The organism is Acidicapsa dinghuensis (assembly GCF_025685685.1).
In the GTDB taxonomy this organism is placed as follows: domain Bacteria; phylum Acidobacteriota; class Terriglobia; order Terriglobales; family Acidobacteriaceae; genus Acidicapsa; species Acidicapsa dinghuensis.
This window is the reverse complement of the sequence record NZ_JAGSYH010000004.1, coordinates 465806-480306: the sequence shown is the minus strand read 5'-3', so window position 1 is coordinate 480306 and position 14501 is coordinate 465806. Positions and strand designations below refer to the sequence as shown.

17 protein-coding genes are annotated in these 14501 nt (G+C 57.0%); 11 read left to right on the top strand and 6 right to left on the bottom strand.

Features of this window, described 5'->3' with window-relative positions:
- Positions 1-133: 133 nt before the first annotated feature.
- Positions 134-1372, top strand: a complete 1239-nt coding sequence (locus OHL22_RS12845) for a carboxypeptidase regulatory-like domain-containing protein (protein WP_263337842.1) — start codon at positions 134-136, stop codon at positions 1370-1372.
- Positions 1373-1390: 18 nt separating this feature from the next.
- Here the strand turns inward: OHL22_RS12845 and OHL22_RS12840 are convergent, their stop codons facing one another.
- The gene (locus OHL22_RS12840; protein ID WP_263337839.1) at positions 1391-2101 is read right to left on the bottom strand and encodes an esterase family protein; all 711 of its coding nucleotides are present in this window, start codon (positions 2099-2101) and stop codon (positions 1391-1393) included.
- Between the two features lie 313 nt (positions 2102-2414).
- Between OHL22_RS12840 and OHL22_RS12835 the strand changes: the two genes are divergently transcribed.
- The 6 genes from OHL22_RS12835 to OHL22_RS12810 all read left to right on the top strand — a co-directional run bounded on the left by OHL22_RS12835 (position 2415) and on the right by OHL22_RS12810 (position 6653).
- The gene (locus tag OHL22_RS12835; RefSeq protein WP_263337836.1) at positions 2415-3317 is read left to right on the top strand and encodes an alpha/beta hydrolase; all 903 of its coding nucleotides are present in this window, start codon (positions 2415-2417) and stop codon (positions 3315-3317) included.
- A gap of 589 nt (positions 3318-3906) precedes the next feature.
- Positions 3907-4155, top strand: a complete 249-nt coding sequence (gene rpsP, locus OHL22_RS12830; RefSeq protein ID WP_263337832.1) for a 30S ribosomal protein S16 — start codon at positions 3907-3909, stop codon at positions 4153-4155.
- Between the two features lie 311 nt (positions 4156-4466).
- Positions 4467-4730, top strand: coding sequence for a KH domain-containing protein (locus tag OHL22_RS12825; protein WP_317890896.1), 264 nt, complete (start codon positions 4467-4469; stop codon positions 4728-4730).
- Between the two features lie 72 nt (positions 4731-4802).
- Positions 4803-5453 carry a ribosome maturation factor RimM gene (gene rimM / locus OHL22_RS12820; RefSeq protein ID WP_263337829.1) on the top strand — a complete coding sequence of 217 codons (651 nt, stop codon included), beginning with the start codon at positions 4803-4805 and terminating at the stop codon, positions 5451-5453.
- 157 nt (positions 5454-5610) lie between these two features.
- Entirely contained in the window at positions 5611-6423 is an 813-nt protein-coding gene (gene trmD, locus OHL22_RS12815) for a tRNA (guanosine(37)-N1)-methyltransferase TrmD (protein ID WP_263337825.1), read from the top strand.
- 47 nt (positions 6424-6470) lie between these two features.
- A complete protein-coding gene (locus tag OHL22_RS12810; protein ID WP_263337822.1) occupies positions 6471-6653 on the top strand; it encodes a hypothetical protein in 183 nt (60 codons plus the stop codon).
- A gap of 35 nt (positions 6654-6688) precedes the next feature.
- Here the strand turns inward: OHL22_RS12810 and OHL22_RS12805 are convergent, their stop codons facing one another.
- Positions 6689-8275 carry an L-lactate permease gene (locus OHL22_RS12805; protein WP_263337818.1) on the bottom strand — a complete coding sequence of 529 codons (1587 nt, stop codon included), beginning with the start codon at positions 8273-8275 and terminating at the stop codon, positions 6689-6691.
- Positions 8276-8415: 140 nt separating this feature from the next.
- Here OHL22_RS12805 and OHL22_RS12800 point away from each other — a divergent pair, with 140 nt between their 5' ends.
- On the top strand, positions 8416-8904 hold the full coding sequence (locus OHL22_RS12800) for a GNAT family N-acetyltransferase (protein WP_263337816.1): 489 nt from the start codon (positions 8416-8418) through the stop codon (positions 8902-8904).
- 87 nt (positions 8905-8991) lie between these two features.
- Here OHL22_RS12800 and OHL22_RS12795 read toward each other — a convergent pair whose 3' ends face one another.
- Positions 8992-9390, bottom strand: a complete 399-nt coding sequence (locus OHL22_RS12795) for a VOC family protein (RefSeq protein WP_263337814.1) — start codon at positions 9388-9390, stop codon at positions 8992-8994.
- Positions 9391-9797: 407 nt separating this feature from the next.
- Entirely contained in the window at positions 9798-10295 is a 498-nt protein-coding gene (locus tag OHL22_RS12790; RefSeq protein ID WP_263337810.1) for a hypothetical protein, read from the bottom strand.
- Between the two features lie 233 nt (positions 10296-10528).
- Between OHL22_RS12790 and rplS the strand changes: the two genes are divergently transcribed.
- From rplS to OHL22_RS12775, 3 genes are all read left to right on the top strand, one after another.
- Positions 10529-10885, top strand: a complete 357-nt coding sequence (gene rplS / locus OHL22_RS12785; RefSeq protein WP_377819244.1) for a 50S ribosomal protein L19 — start codon at positions 10529-10531, stop codon at positions 10883-10885.
- 176 nt (positions 10886-11061) lie between these two features.
- Entirely contained in the window at positions 11062-11856 is a 795-nt protein-coding gene (locus OHL22_RS12780) for a ribonuclease HII (RefSeq protein WP_263337808.1), read from the top strand.
- 3 nt (positions 11857-11859) lie between these two features.
- Positions 11860-13074, top strand: coding sequence for a carboxypeptidase-like regulatory domain-containing protein (locus OHL22_RS12775; RefSeq protein WP_263337805.1), 1215 nt, complete (start codon positions 11860-11862; stop codon positions 13072-13074).
- Positions 13075-13151: 77 nt separating this feature from the next.
- Here OHL22_RS12775 and OHL22_RS12770 read toward each other — a convergent pair whose 3' ends face one another.
- Both OHL22_RS12770 and OHL22_RS12765 read right to left on the bottom strand, forming a co-directional pair.
- Complete coding sequence (locus OHL22_RS12770; protein WP_263337803.1) at positions 13152-13499, bottom strand: hypothetical protein; 348 nt, start codon at positions 13497-13499, stop codon at positions 13152-13154.
- A 372-nt stretch (positions 13500-13871) separates the two neighbouring features.
- On the bottom strand, positions 13872-14492 hold the full coding sequence (locus OHL22_RS12765; RefSeq protein WP_263337800.1) for a protein-methionine-sulfoxide reductase heme-binding subunit MsrQ: 621 nt from the start codon (positions 14490-14492) through the stop codon (positions 13872-13874).
- Positions 14493-14501: the final 9 nt, after the last annotated feature.

Here is a 14501-nt window from a genome sequence, read left to right as displayed (position 1 = left end):
GGTCGGCTGCTGATGCAGTACGGGGCTGAGGTGAGGACGAAGCGGTGAGATTGAGTGCGAAAGAGATGTCGTCCAGCTGAATTGCAAAGGTATAAACTTCTTCTGCTAAACGAGACTGTTTGAAGAGGTTCAAGTGAAGGCACTTCTACTTGTCGCGATCTTCTGTGTTACTGCATCGCTCGCAGCTGCTGATACACATCCTGGTCTTTCCGGTACAGTTGTCGATGCGAATGGCGATCCTCTTGCGGGTGTGACCGTCATGGTTTATCACGCAGGTGTCAAGTTCGGTTACAGCACATTCTGTCCGAGTTGTTACATTGACTGTGGCAAGCATGCCATCACCGATGCCAAAGGTGCATTCAAATTCAAAGATCTTTCACCGGACCTATGGTTTACACTGCTGGCCGCGCGCGACGGATACATTCCAGAGATTACCCAGCATATCGATCCGTTCAAAGCTCCGACGGTGACCTTGAAATTGGCCACCAAGCCCGCCGTCACCGATTTCAGCGGGACCGTGCGCGGGCGAGTTGTTGATGAGGACGGTTCGCCCATTTCGTACGCAGTTATCAATCCCACAGGTCTAATTATCGGGAAAGGAAGCACCTACGGCACGGTGCCCGGGCTTGAACCCATCTCCGTTTCTAACAAACAGGGCGAATTCGAAATTAGCTACGCGAAGCCCACGCCAAAGATGCTGCTGGAAGTGGAAGCGCGTGCTTTCGCCCCGAAGTTTGCCGTTCTAGAGACAGGGCCGGAGCGCCATGCTGTAGCTCTTAGTGTTGGGGGAACCATCACGGGCCGTCTAATGCAAGATGGTAAACCAGTGTCGGGCGCGCAGATCGGTCTCATTGCCAAGGACGGTGGTGGTTTCGGCATGGATCTCAAACTAATCGGCAATCCATATGAAGTGGTGCGCATCGGCACGGACGAGAAGGGAAACTTCTCTATTCCTAATGTTCCTGCGCCCGTGGATTGGTATGTTTATCCCACGATGGATTCCGTTTCGAGCCGTGGCGCGGTCAGCCCGATTGGGGTTCGCATCAGCAAAGACGAAGAGCATGTGCAGACTGCGGACATGGTTATTGAGCCCGGCTTGTATATTCGTGGCACAGTCATTGCCAGCGATAAAAAGGCCATTGAGGAGGGGATGCGGGTGACGCTGACATCGGAAACGGTGTGGGATTCGCAGACCGTCCTGATTGGCGCAGATGGGCACTTCGAGTTCAAGAACGTTCCGGCTGGGAAATACGCTGTCGGTGCGTCTGTGCGCGGCTACCATGAAAACACGCCGCGGTACGGACCAGAGCCTTTTGAGGCCGATCACAACATTGATAACTTGAGCATCACCGTCTATCCGAATGTTCCCTAGATTGGGAAACGAGGATTGTCAGAGATACTCGTTCATCATCATCTTCCAAGTAGGCCAGTCGTGGCTGTTCCATGTGTCCCAGATGTAGAGCTTGTGGGGGATTTCTTTCCAGCTCAGGATGCCGTCGAGGTATTGGTTGTCGCCGAGGCATTGGTCGTCCCAACCGGTGCCGAGGATGTAGGTGTTGCGGCGGTAGCGCTCGAAGAACCACGGGTCGGAGAGGTTTTTGAGGTACTGAGGCGGTGTGTTGAAGTAGACGTCGTCGTCGTGGTAGCCATGCATGAATCGCGACATGTCGAATGCGCCTGACATGGAGAGCAGGCCGGTGAAGACGTCGGGATGGCGGAAGGCGATGTTGGTGGCGTGGAAGCCTCCGAAGCTGCAGCCGAGGGCGACAAGGTTCGGGTTCCAGTTTTTGTTGCGGATGAGGGGGACGACTTCGTGGATGAGGTAGTCCTCGTACTGGACGTGGCGGGCGATGCGCCAGCGTGGCGAGACGTTACGGTTGTACCAGCTTTCCATATCGACGGAGTCGACGCAGTAGAGCTGGATTTCGCCGCGGTCGATTTTTCCACCGATGGATGAAACCATGCCGCGGTCTTCGAACTCAAAGAAACGTCCGCCGGAGGTGGGGAAGACGAGGACGGGCACGCCGGTATGGCCGAAGACTTGCAGCTCCATGTCGCGGCCGAGGCGGGATGAGTACCACTTGTGATATTCACGGTTCATTGAGTTACCTCGTTGCCGGCGGTTTTGTGGAGATAGATTGGATCGTTGAGAAAGCCCGGGGCTAAAGCCCTCGGTCGTTGCGAGAGCTGATTCCGGGGGTTGAAACCTCCGGCTCCCTTCACTTCCATTCCGAGGAGGTTCGTCGATTGACGTTTCTCATGAAGACCGATGGAGGAGGCTGCCGGGATGGGCGTGTTTTGCACGGTTTGGGGCATTTCTGCAGGACGGCTGTTTTTGATACTGTAACAGCCACAGGCTACGAAAATTCACATTTGCCGGCTGGTGTTGCCGGTTGAGTGTGGGGTTTGAGCCGATGCCTAAAAAGAAGCCGGGACGGAGGAAGACAGGGTTGGAGCAACGCGGGGAGTTTGAAGCTCAAGTTTCATCGATTCCGTTGCCGGGGTGGCATGCTCCGACGGAGCGGATGGAGGCTGAGACTCCGCATGAGCGGCTAAAGGTGCACCGGGGATTTCGGAGCCGGTTTTTGCCGGATGCGCGGGATGTGATTGTGTATTTGCCGCCGGGGTATGAGGACGATGTGCGGCGGATGTATCCGGTGCTGTATCTGCATGATGGGCAGAATCTGTTCGATCCGGCGACCTCGTATGTGAAGGGTAAGACGTGGATGGTGCGGGAGCACGCGGACGCCGCGATTGAGGCTGGCGAGGTTGAGCCGCTGGTGATTGTGGGCATCTACAACACGGGCGACCGGCGGCTGGCGGAATATACGCACGAGCGCGACTGGCAAATGGGCGGAGGCGAGGCGGACTCGTATGGGGCGCTGCTGACGCTGGAGCTGATTCCGTGGATTGCCGAGCAATATAGAGTGCGCGTGGAGAGGGAGTTTACCGGGCTGGGTGGGTCGTCGCTAGGTGGACTGGTGACGATGTACCTGGGATTGAAGAATGCGGAAAGCTTTGGGAAGCTGGCGGTGCTGTCGCCGAGCGTTTGGTGGAATCACCGGAGCATTCTGGGTGTGGTGAGCGAGCTGGGGCCACTGCTGGAGCATAGGCCGAGGGTTTGGCTGGACGCCGGGGATCATGAAGGCAGGATGACGCTGAAAGATGCGCAGGCGCTGGCGGAACGGTTGCGGGATAACGGCTGGGTGGATGATGAGACGCTGCACTTTGAGCGGATTCGTGGCGGGACGCATGACGAGGCCAGCTGGTCTACACGTGTGCGGCCGATGCTGAGGTTTTTGTTTCCGGCGAAATAGACAATTTCACGGAAAATCAGTGCAATGAGGCAGTCTCGGCGATGGGTTTGGGTGGACTGCGTCGAAGAAGGAAGGCGACGCTTCTTGTGACGGTAGACCGGTCAGTGGACTATCATGCAGAGCCAAGGATGGGGGAATCCAATGAGCGTCTCATGGCAGACGGAAACAGGCCGTCTCGAATGCCGGTGGTCCGGTATTAGAAACAACCTCCGATACAGCGCGCCGTGGATTCAAGAGCCATACGAGGTCGAAAATATAACAGCGCAAAGCCCAGACTTCGCCGCGCACAGCCCCTTTGGATCAGGGGAGTGGTTCGCGCCTTGGAATCTGCGATGGAGTCTGGCGGCCAGAGAACCCATTTACCGGCCCTGAAAGGCAATTCATACGGACCTACTACCCTGCGCTGTGAATGGTTGCTAGAACGACCGATTTCAGCGATACTTAGTTGTTGTGTCTTGTGCGGCTTACGTGTGATCGGTTGGGCTGCGCGACCGGCGGAGGGCTTTCGCGCCTATCCCCGCTTCCTTGGTAAGGATTTCCAGGCACAAACGTATTTGCAAGATTCGAAAGGACAAGCATCACTGTGGTCATGATTCGCCTGGCGCGCGTAGGCGCCACCAAGAAGCCCTATTATCGTGTGGTTGTGATTGAGAAGGATCGTGCTCGCAATGGGCGTTCGATCGAAGTGGTTGGCACGTACAACCCCCGCACTAACCCGGCAACCGTTGACTTGAAGCACGACCGCATCCAGTACTGGGTGGGCGTTGGCGCGCAGATGTCAGAGACGGTCGGGAAACTGGTGAAGAAGTTCCCGGCTGCGGCGCCCGCTGCTGCTTAAGACAACGGATTTTTTGCAAGATTTGCTTTTGCAAAGATGTAATCGTGTATGATTCCGAAAAATCCGTTCTTTTTGAGGCACTTAAGTTCCAGACAGAAATGTCATGGCAGCTTCCGAATGCTGACGGCGGAACGGAGATGCTGTTAGTATTTCGCGCAGTCAATCGAAGCTCAGATCCGGGAGCTTTGTTGTGTGGTCATCAGAGAGTGGTGTGCTTTGATGGCGTGCGAACGGGAATGGAACGGTATGCGGTTTCGTTGGGTGTATATATCACTTGAAGTGCTGGTTGGCTTTGGGGATGGAGCACGTGCATGACCCAAATGGATATGCTTTCTGTGGATGATCTGGTGCGGGAGATCGCCAAGGCCTTGGTGGACGCGCCGGAAGCGGTGGAAGTTGAAACGGTCAGCCGGGAAGAGAACACAGTTCTTCGGTTGCGCGTAGCTCCGCAGGATGTGGGCAAGGTGATCGGGAAACAGGGCCGGACCGCGCGATCGGTGCGGACTATTCTTGGCGCGGTGAGCATGAAGATGCATCACCGGTATACGCTCGATATTCTTGAAGAAGAAGACTAAGCTGCCGCCGGGTTGGCTTCTTTGACTGCGGTAGCCGCGTGATTCGACGGATCTGGATTCGGCGAGTCTGGGATGGGCGGCGCGGTCTGTTGTGTCCCGGGGTGTGACGGCGCGATGACGAGTGAGCCGCAGCAGATGGACGCGTGGGTGTGGCTGGCGCGGATTCGCAGGGCGCAAGGGCGCAAGGGCGAGGTGCTCGCCGAAGTTCTTACTGATTTTCCCGAAAAATTTGCTGAGAGAAAACGGGTCTGGTTATTGCCGGGCGAGGGCGGTCGTGTGTCTGGCGCGAAAGGCTTAACCGGCGTGGGACGGCCGCGTGAGGTGGAGCTGGTTTCGTACTGGATGCACAAAGCTGGACAGACGGGCGATGTGGTGCTGCACTTTGCCGGGGTGAATTCGATTTCGGAGGCGGACGAGTTGCGGGGGCTAATTGTGGCTATTCCGCGAGGCGAACGAGCAGCACTGGGTGAGGATGAGGTTTATGTTGGAGATCTGATCGGCTGCCGGCTGGTGGATGTTTTTGGTGGGATGGAGCGGGTTATCGGTGAGATTGAGGATGTGGACCGCGAATCTGGGCCGGTGGCGCTGCTGGTGGTGAAGGGGGCTGGCTACGGGGAGATCCTGGTTCCGTTTGCGAAGGCTTATTTGAGGCGCATCGATCTGGATGCGAAGCGGGTGGAGATGGCTTTGCCTGAGGGGCTGGTGGAGTTGAACGCGAGTTGAGAGAGAAGCAGATCCCCCTGCGGGGATGACAGACAAAAAACAAGAGCAAAGACGGTCGTATGGTAGTGCAAGCTGAGGTGGTACCCACCCTTTCGGCACAGAACGCCGAAAGAATGGGGCACCCGGAAATGCGGGCTGGAATGGTGGCGAAATTCCGATGCGATTTGAGATTCTGACCATTTTCCCGGAGTTCTTCCGGGGAATTTTCGAGCATGGAATTGTGCGCCGGGCGCAGGCTGCGGGATTGGTGGAGATTTCCATCGTCGATCTGCGGGAGTTTACGCATGACCGGCACCGGACTGTGGATGATCGTCCATTTGGCGGCGGCGAGGGAATGGTGTTGAAGCCGGAGCCGCTTGCGGCGGCGCTGGCTTCGATTGGCGTGCTACCGGTTTCCGATCGTGGCGAAGGCTCGAACGAGAGTGTGATTCTGACTTCGCCGCAGGGGCAGCGGTTTGCGCAACCTGTTGCCCGGGAACTGGCGGGGCTGGAGCGAGTGCTCCTGATCTGCGGGCGGTATGAGGGCGTGGATGAGCGGATCAATGAGATGTATTGCGACCGCGAGATTTCGATTGGAGATTATGTGCTGAGCGGCGGGGAACTGGCGGCTGCGGTGGTGGTGGATGCAGTGGCGCGGCTGGTACCGGGGGTGCTGGGAAATGAGGCTTCGAGCGAATTTGAGAGCTTTGGGGCGTCGGATACGGAGATTGATGCGGATGGGGGGGGGGTGCCACGGTCGCAGTATGGGGCGGGCGGATTGCTGGATTATCCGCATTACACACGGCCCGCGGAATGGCGGGGGATGGCGGTGCCGGAGGTGCTGATGAGCGGTGATCATGCGGCAGTGCGGAAGTGGCGGCGGGAGCAACAGCTTAAGAAGACGCTGAGGAATCGGCCGGATTTGCTGGAGAACGCGGAGTTGACGCGGGAAGATGAGGAGATTCTGACGCGATTGGGGGGAAACGTGTAGCTGTTGTTTTTTCAAGCTGAAGTCACATCATGATAGGATCTTTCTCCATGCCGAAGATCATCCGCTATCAGTTCATGGGGAATTGGTTTATTTTCTGGTTCCTTTGCATTACTGGAGTGGGTATTCCTTTGGCCATCTTGTACCTGCTGAACGGAACGCTCAGAGTAGAGCATGAGATGGCTGACCCCGAGCAATTCATTTCTGATTACAGGGCGGGCAAGCGGAATTAAGGTTGCTCCGAAGCGCGGCTAGGTGATCTATAGGTCTATGGGATCATCCATTGGAGCCAGTAGGCCTGAGCGAAGGCTATGCAGCTGATGATGGTTGCCAGCAGAAGGCTGTGGAAGAAGGCTGAACGGAGGACTTTGCCTTCCTGGCCGATGAGGCCGACGGTAGTGACTCCGACGGCTATGTTCTGGGGTGAGACCATCTTGCCGGCTACTGCTCCGCAGGTGTTGGTGGCGGCTAGCAGGATGGGGCTGAGGTGAAGCTGGTGTGCCGCGGCGACCTGCAGGTTGCCGAAGAGCAGGTTACTGGCGGTGTCGGAGCCGGATAGGAAGCAGGCGATCCAGCCTAAAAATCCACTTAAAAATGGGAACGCGGGGCCGACCTGTGCGATGGCTGCTCCTAGCGTGTAGGCCATGCCGGAGTAGTTGTAGAGGTAGGCGAGCGCGACGATGATGAGCACCGTCAGGCCGGGCTTGAGAAGTTGGCGGAAGGTTACGAGGCCGCTTGAGAAGAAGCTGCGGGCGGAGGCGCGCAGGCAGATGGCGGTGAGGATGGTAGCGACGAGCGCTGCGGTTCCGGCGGCGAATGGTTGAAAGGTATAGAGCGCGGCGTAGGGCCGGTGGTAGAGGGTGATGAGCACTCCGTTGTGCAGGTTGGGGATGGGCCAGAGGAACTGCGCGGTAGGGATGAGCTTGAGCCAGGTCCAGAGGATGACGATACCGGAGAGGAGTGCCCAGGGAAGCCAGGCGAGAAAGGATTCGCGCGCGGTGAGTGGTTGGGCTTTTGGGGCGGATTCGGCGACGGTGCTTTGCGGGCGGAGCTTGAGGAAAGCGACAGTTGCAACGATGGAGATGCAGGCGGCGAGGACATCGGCAAGGTAAGGACCGGCGAAGTTGGAGACTAAAAATTGGGTGAGTGAGAAGCTGAGGCCGGTGACGAGGGCGATGGGCCAGCGTTTGCGCAGACCGGTGCGGCCGTCTGTGACGAGGATGAGATAGGCGGGGAGCAGCAGCGAGAGGACGGGGACCTGGCGGCCAGCCATGGCGGAGAGTTGGTTGAGCGGGAGTCCGGTGACGCCGGCGAGGGCGAGGATGGGGATGCCGAGCGATCCGAAGGCGACTGGGGCGGTGTTGGCGATGAGCGCGGTGAGGACGGCGCGGCGCGCGGGGTGGCCGAGGCTGACGAGCAGGAATGCGGTCATGGCGACGGGCGCGCCGAAGCCGGCGGTGCCTTCGAGGAGCGCTCCGAAGCAAAAGGCGACGAGCAGGACCTGGACGGCGGGGTCGCCGGAGGCATGCTGCTCGATCCAGCGGCGGAGCAGGTCGAATTTGCCGGTGGCCTGGGTGAGGTTGTAGAGCCAGAGCGCGGTGAAGACGATCCAGAGGATGGGCCAGATGGCGTAGAGGACGCCATAGAGGGCGCTCCAGGCGATGAGCGGCGCTGGCATGTGCCAGAGGAATAGGACGAGTGCAGCGGCGGTGGCGAGGGCGCAGAGGGCGGAGAAGAGTCCGCTGCGGCGGAGGATGCCCATGAGGATGAGGATGACGGCGAGCGGAAGGGCAGCGGCGAGCGCAGAGAGCGGGAGCGAGCCGAGAGGGGCGATGGGCTGCGGCCAGGGATTCATGGGTGTTGGGACGAGGAACGGACGGGCGACTCCATCCTAACGCATGAGGTTGAGCTGGATCGGATGGACGGGAGGTTCTCGCTTGAATTCCCAACAGTCTCATGCTTGTTTGCGGTATAACGCCATGTTCAAATCGAGTGGTGATTGACATTCGCGATGAAAGCTCCCGCGACTGGCAGGCCGTTTTCCGGGTCATTTCATTGGCCTTTGGTCAATCGGCTGAGGCGGAACTCGTTGAAAGATTACGAGCAGCCGGTGACAGCGTGATTTCGCTCGTCGCCGAAGATGACGAAGAAGTTGTTGCCCATGTTCTGTTATCGAAAATGGATGCTCCATTCCCGGCATTGGCTCTTGCACCGGTATCGGTAATTCCCGCAAGGCAGCGCAGCGGTATTGGAACAGCTCTGATTCAGAGTGCGATTGAACGCGCCCGCAGCGAAGGCTGGAGTGCAGTCTTCGTTCTGGGTGATCCAAATTACTACAAAAGGTTCGGTTTTGAGCGGCCAGCCGCCGCAGGCTTCACGTCTCCATACGCCGGACCCCATTTCATGATGCTCAGACTCTCGCTGTCGCTCACGGTTACGACAGGTGAGCTGAAACACGCGCCTGCGTTCGCCGCCGTCGATTGAGTCAGCTGGTTTCGAGGATGCAGGCTGAGAGGCGACGGAACCGTCCATGGGAATCGCGGGACTCGGCGTGAGGAATGTTGTATCGGCTCAGGCTGCGGGCGTGTCAGGGCGGCCGAAGAAGAGGATGTACTGATCAGGGTCGCTGATTTCGAAGCCTAAGAGGTTTTCGGTGGTGATGCCGAGGGGTTTGAGGAAGATGGCGCCGTTGGTGGTGAATTCGGCGGCTAAGGCTTCGGGATCGGGGACCGAGAGGTAGGCGTCCCACTTCATGTAGTGGTGGTTGAGGTGGTTTGGCTGGGGATGCGCTTCGCGGTCGCTCTTAAGGAAGAGCATGATGTTGCCACGTTGGACGATCGCGAAGAAGGGGTTGGTTTCGGGGTCCTGATACATGACTTCGAAACCGAGGCGGTCGCGGTAGAAGGCGATGGATTGGGTGACGTCGCTGACGATGAAGCAGGGTGAGATGGAGTCGATGCGGGCTGACATGGTAGCGAATAATAGCAGGGATATGAGTTTGGAGCATTACGGAGAATCAGCGAGAGAGAGCAAAGTAATGTCCCGTTAGTATGTCGCTTGTCTAAGAAATTGCGGTGATGATGTCACGCACTCTGGCACGAGCTGCAAGTCACACCCTTATCTCCTTGCATTGAGCGGTGAAAAGCGCCAAACTATCTGTGGGTTAGGGCCTGGGTACTCCGCACTTTAGGTTTGTCCCGCTACCTGTTAGCACAGATAGCGGGCGCTGATTCTGAGGTTTAGATTAACGCGGAGGCTCAACGGAAATCTCTACCGTCTGCCCCGTCACCTTGATTGTGATCTTCAGCTTCATCAAGTGATCCCTCTTTCCCTTACGGCCTGGGCGTTGCAGCGTCTAGGCCGTCCGTGTATTTGACTCAATCCGACTTATCTTCACTCTCGTTACTGCACAAAACCTCCGCTGCCCAAGCTTCGGGCCAGTTGTGCTCACTTGCAGCACCTGCAAAAAAGTCGTTCAGCATAAAGGTTCTGTTTTTCTTCTTTCCTTCCCACTTCACATCAATCAGGAAGACTTGATTGGGCTCGATATTCAAAGCTTTTAGTTGTTTTGAAAGACCGCTAATTACTCCGGCCAACGCAACCTCCGACTTCAGGCACATTTTCTCGAGTAATTCTGTGCTTGAAATTCGCTTGTTGTCCCAAATAAACATGAGAAGCCGATGTTGAAGCTTTCCGATCCCGTTCATTACGTCCATTACTCGATCAGGAGTCCAGAACCGAAATTCTTTGTCCATCTCCTGATGAGGATCTGGGGGGAATCGAACCGAGTATTCAAGCTTGGCGCGGAGCGCAATAGCCTCTTCTGGAGTATCTGCTTCCCACTCTTCGCCATTAAATTTGAATCGGATCGCCATGGTAAAGCCTTAAGGTATACCCTTAAAATCATAGGAATACCTTAAGGCTTTGTCAAGCTAGCTAAATGCAAATTTATTAATTGAGGGGTGGTTTGTAGTTCATCCCTCTTTCTGTTTAGCAGGGCAGTTGTAGGACAGCGACTAGAAAACGGGCGCGAGGACGAATTCTCTGTTAAACTGAGAATTCTGGGTCTAGTGACTGACCGAATCAGTAGGAAAAGCAGGAACGTACTATGTCGATTCATCCCGTAATGCAGCGCCTGGCGGACAAACTGAAGCGTACGGATTTGCCGGAGTTCAAGGCTGGCGACCAGGTTCGCGTGCAAGTGAAGATCAAGGAAGGCGATAAAGAGCGCCTGCAGGCCTTTGAGGGCCTGGTAATTGCCGTGAAGAATGGGCCGCAGGGCAGCTTTACGGTGCGCAAGATGAGCTTTGGCCAGGGTGTCGAGCGTATCTTCCCCTTTAACTCGAAGGTTGTGGACAAGGTGGAAAAGATTCGCAGCTACCGGGTTCGCCGGGCGAAGCTGTTCTACATTCGCGGACTGCGTGGCAAGGCGGCGCGTATGCGCGAAGTGGGCCGCGACGCGTAAGAGGGTGTTGGCTTAGGCATCCCTAAAAGCAGATCCTTCGCTTTGCTCAGGATGACAATCTTGAGAGATATGTGAAGAGGAAAGTTCAGAGAGCCCCGGTTTTGCCGGGGCTTTTCTGCGTTTGGAGGAATGTAGCGGGTGAGTTTTCCTCTGAGTGGGTTTCTATACTGGAGTGCATGAGTCCACGGGACAAAGTTAAGCCGAAGGTTGGAAAGAAAAGCGCTGCTGTCGGCAACGGTAAGGCTGCAGGCAGGCTGAAACTGAAGCCCATTCTGGTGGAAGAGACTGTTTGCGAATGGGTGTGCGGATGGGAGTTTGAGAGGACGGCTCGGGCTGAGGGTTCGCTGCGGGTAGCAGGTGTGGATGAGGTGGGGCGTGGGCCGTTGTTTGGGCCGGTGGTGGCGGCGGCGGTGATTTTGCCTCATGATGCGGAGCTGGATGACCAGCTTGACGGGCTGAATGACTCGAAGAAGCTGACGGAAGAGGAGCGGGAGCACTTCAGCGAGCGGGTGCGGAAGGTGGCACTGGCGTGGTCTGTGGCTGAGGTGGATGTGGCGACGATTGACCGGATCAATATATTGCAGGCTTCGAAGCTGGCGATGTGTCTGGCGGTGGATTCGTTGGGACGGCAGGGATGGGGTCCGGATCATTTGCTGATTGATGGGAACCAGAAGATAGATGCGGTGTGCCGGCAGACGACGATTGTTTCGGGGGATGCGCGGAGTTTGTCGATTGCTGCGGCGAGCGTGATTGCAAAGGTACATCGGGACAGGCTGCTGTGTGAGTTGGATGTGCAGTATCCGGGGTATGGGCTGGCGCGGAATAAAGGGTATTCGACGCCGGAGCATAAAGAGGCGCTGATGAGGCTGGGGGCGACGGAGATGCATCGGCGGAGCTTTGCGCCGGTAGCGGAGCTGTTTGAGCTGGAAGTCGAGACGATTGATATCGAGATGGGGTTGTTTAAGGAGTGAGGGATGGCGGCTCCTTTGCGCCGGGTGATCTTGCTGGTAGTGGTGCTGGTGCTTGCGGGTTTCGGTTCGCTGGCGCAGCCTGCTAAGACCGCTGGCGCTGGTTTGGGATCGGTAAGTGGCAGTGTGAGCTGCTCGGACACGAATGCTCCGGCGCGGTTTGCGGTGGTGACACTGCTGCCTGTTCCGGGGGAGGGTGCGGCGAAACAACCGCAACAGACTTCGAGTGCGATTGCAACGACGGATCTGGATGGGCGCTTTGCGATGGCGCGGGTGCCGGCGGGAAAGTATTTTGTAGTGGGGCGGTTGGCCGGGTATCTGAATCCGCTGGCGGCGTTTGGTACGGATCAATTGCAAAAGATGTCGGAGGATACGCGCAAGGAACTGTTGGCTGCGATTCCGGTGGTGACGGTGCAGGCGGATCAGCCGGTGTCGATTGATGTGCGGCTGGAACATGCTGCGATGGTCGCGGGGACGGTGCTGTATGACGATGGGAGTCCGGCTGTGGGGCTGGATGTGGGTCTGATTCGCAAACGGGCGGATGGGACGCTGGAGCAGATCGAAGGGGACCTGGTGAACAATGTCAATCCGTTTGAAGGCGCGCATACGACTACGGACGATCATGGGCACTATGCGCTGATTGGATTGCCTGCGGGTGAGTATGCGGTGGTGGCTATGCTGCCGACTACGGGGATTTCGGCAGACGCGAAACTAGATGGAACGGGGACGACGCTGTCGATTGTGAGCCATGATGGGAATGCGATGGCGGTGTATTCGGGAAATGTGTTTCGCAGGCGCGATGCGAAGTTTGTGAAGCTTGGGAACGGCGATGTTGCAACGGGCACGGATATTGGTATTCCGCTGGGCGGACTGCATGTGTTGCGTGGGGTGGTGACAGCGAAGCGGGATGGGCATGCGTTGAACAAGGCGCATGTGGCGCTGCTGTATGCCGATGATCGGACGCAGATGCGTGCGGTACAGGTGGGGCAGGATGGCAGTTTTGAGTTTGGATATGTGCCGGAGGACCGGTACATTTTGCAGGTGACGGCGGGGCAGGATGTGGAGCAGGTGCAGATGCATCAGTTCAACAGCAACTACACCGATGAGAAGGTGGTGGGACGGTATGGTTCTGCTGAGTTGCCGGTGGTGGTACAGGGGGATATGAGCGGGATTGATGTGGCTTTGCCGGACGTGGCGGCTGCTGGGATGGCGCAGCAGTAATGTTGGAGTCGATAAGCAAAACACCCGATGCCTTGCGGCTATCGGGTGATCTGCGAATGAAGATAATAGATTGAAATTTAGTTGTTATAGACGGTCCAGGTGTCCATGGTGCAGACGTTGAGGCGGCGGGTTACTGCTGTGCGTCCATCGCGCAAAACTGCCTTGATGTCGAAGAGGCAGTGGCCGGAACCATCATCCATGTTGAAGTTCATGTACTGGTTGGTGTCGATGCTTTCGAAGAGACCGAGCTGGTCGGGTCCCCAGTTTCCCTGATCGACGTTGGAGACGTAGAGGTGATAGATGGGGCTGGAGGCCTCATTGATCACGCGTACTACGCGGTTTTCACCGGATTGAGCCTGGGCAGCGATCGCGCTGAAGGTGAATACGGCGATTGCCAGAAGCATTAGTTTGCGAAGAAATGTCATTTGAGTCCCCCTCCTTGTTCCGAAATTGGTTTCGGTTTGTTGCTGAGATTTGTGCGGTGGCAGCAGCTTTTGACGATGTCGTTTCAAGGCTGCAGGCCTTATGTCCGTCACTCAGAACAGCGGGGATCTGTGGGGAATTTGCGGGAAGTTTAGAAATAATTTTTGTGTGTGAGTGAGTATAGGCACTGCGAAGGGCCCACGGCTGAAGCCGTTTTTCTTTGTGCCGAGATTTCAGGGGCATGAATGCCCCTGCTCTCTCCGGTTCGCGCTTTCGCGCGAAGGTGAAGCGGATTCCCTTCGGGAATGACAGACGAGAGAAGCAAGTGCAACAGACAAAAAAGCAGATGCAAAGGCGGGTTCAAGCTTTGCGCTTCAGGCGGCTTGTGCGGTGCGGCCTTTTTGCTTTTTCCACCAGGTGAGGATGGGGCGGGCGAGGAAGAGTGCGGCCATGATGAGGGTGATCCAAAGAGGGGTGAGCACGCCGGATTTCACTTGCCACCAGTAGTGTAAGAGGCCCAGGCATACTGCGATGTAGACAAGTTTGTGAAGCTGATTCCACCGCTTTCCGCCGAGGCGGCGGATCCATCCTGTTGTCGAAGTGATGGCAAGGGGAACGAGCAGGAGCCAGGCTGCTACACCGACAGTGATGAAGCGGCGCTTGGCGATGTCATCGAGGATGGTATGAGGATCGAAGTAGGCATAGAGGCCGACGTAGGCGAGCAAGTGGATAGATGCGTAGAAGATGGCGAAAAGGCCAAAGAGACGCCGGAATTTGATGAGCCAACTCAAACGCGACCAGAGTTGACGCAGCGGGGTGATGGCGAGCGAGATGACGAGCAGGTTGAGAGCGGTGTGGCCGGTGGCGAATTCAATTTGTGCTGTGGGGTCGGGGCCGAGGTTGTTGGTGATGGAGCCCTGGACGAGGATGGCGAGGGGGATGAGGCAGCAGATCCAGGTGAGAGTTTTGAGGAGGATAAGAGCGATCTTGGACATGGGTCAGTA